Origin of the sequence: Butyricicoccus sp. AM32-19, assembly GCF_003480365.1 — a bacterium.
Taxonomy (GTDB): domain Bacteria; phylum Bacillota; class Clostridia; order Oscillospirales; family Butyricicoccaceae; genus Agathobaculum; species Agathobaculum butyriciproducens.
Genome location: NZ_QUIX01000040.1, coordinates 1 through 1,798, shown reverse-complemented (window position 1 = coordinate 1,798; position 1,798 = coordinate 1). Strand labels below are relative to the sequence as shown.

The window sequence follows — 1,798 nt, the reverse complement described above, 5'->3', positions numbered from 1 at the left end:
GGGGAGAGGAACGAAATCCGCGCCGCCCGCGTCTTTCCTCTCCCCCTGCTGCGGTTGATGGATAACTCCCTTGCGGCAGTTACCCACAGCCGCAGCACCCCCTCACCATTCTCGCGGCGGCGAGCGCAGAGAGAAATCTTTTGAAGTCTATAACAGTAGACCCTTTGCGACGCGGACAGTCTACAATTTTGAACAATTACTTGTTTAAGTACAAAAGGACTTTTGTTGAAATTGACAAAGTGATAATTGACAGATACCAAGCAACTTAGTATAATTTAATTAACTAAAAACCCAAACTCTTGGGAGAATGGCAGAAATGGCAAAACAGAGGAAACTCTGCGGCGCAAAGCTATAGGGTCTAAACGATTGCTCTGCAATCGCATGACAGCCAGCTGCCTAACCAGTCCCCGCATTTTAAGAAACAGCGCAATACTGTGTGGACTACTATCCATGTGGTATTGCGCTCTTTTTTACCTGTTTGGGCGCAAAAGAAAGGGAGCGATCGAAAAATGAAACGCACACGAATCAGCGTATTGCTTGTAATAGCCTTGCTGTTGCAGCTATACGCACCACTCACGGCAGGCGCAGCGGACTTTACGCCAAACCCACAGACGGAATATGCCAAACGGTTTATTGCCGCCTGTGATGGACAGACCTGGTTCATCAATGAGATTGAGCGTTTGCTGAACGCCCAGCAGCGCACACTGGATACCATCACCGGAGCGGAAGACCTTGTGGAGATCAAGAGCATTGGTCTAAAAGGTCAGAACATCACCGGACATATACCGGCTGCAATCGGGGAACTTAGTGAATTGCGGTATCTGTTCCTCTCGGATAATCATTTGAGCGGAGATATTCCGTCTGCGCTCTATACGCTCCCGAAACTGCAAAATGTAGACTTGGGCGGCAATGATTATGCAGGTGCGATTCCTTCCGAGTTTGGTACAATGCCCGCATTGAAAACGCTGGTTCTAAAAGATAACCAGTACACTGGTACGATACCGGACACGATTTTGAGCAATACCCAGATTGAGGTGCTGAACCTCATGGGAAATCAGTTGACCGGCGGTTTTCCTGCGGCAGTTGCCGGTATGAGCAGTCTGAAATACTTGAACCTTTCGGAAAATGCTATCGGCGGTACGATTCCCGACCTGTCCGCGCTGAATAACCTTATCTCGCTTTCGGCGTGGCAATGCGGATTGACCGGCACGATTCCCGAAACGCTGTACTCGCTTTCTGGTTTGCAGATTTTAGACTTGTCTGAAAACAAGCTGGAAGGCGAAATCTCTGCCGGTATTGCTAATCTGGCAGACCTGCAATATCTCGCGCTGGACACGAACCCTCTGCGCGGTGTCTTACCGGACGCATTTACGCAGACTGCGTTGACCGAGATTCATTTGGAAAACACTTATTTGCGCGGTTTTGTTCCTGCTACGCTCAAAGCACGGCATGACGCAGGTGCAAAGGTGTATCTGAACAATAACTACATGACCGGCGCTGTCTTAAAGGATATGCCGAACAACAGCGGCAACTTTACAGATGGTGCAGCAAGTGAACAGCATCAGCTTGCCGGCACTCGTTCCACGGTTACTGTCAGCAAGGACGGCACGGTAAATCTGTATGCGCTGCTGCTGAACAAGTCGCTGACTACCGGCAGCACGGCAAAGGTGCTGCTTAGACCGGACGAGTATGTTGTGACCCTCGATGATACCAAGGTGCAGGTTACTGCGGACAGCAGCGGTATCTATGTGAAGGCTTTGACGGATATTCCGCTGAATACGAATTTCAGTATCACAAT

At 49.6% G+C, this 1,798-nt stretch carries 1 pseudogene and 1 riboswitch; the pseudogene reads left to right on the top strand.

What is annotated here, in order from left to right:
- The first annotated feature begins 308 nt into the window (after positions 1 to 308).
- Positions 309 to 400: riboswitch (cyclic di-GMP riboswitch) on the top strand.
- Between the two features lie 109 nt (positions 401 to 509).
- Positions 510 to 1,798: pseudogene (locus tag DW806_RS14940) on the top strand (hypothetical protein); the annotation flags it as partial.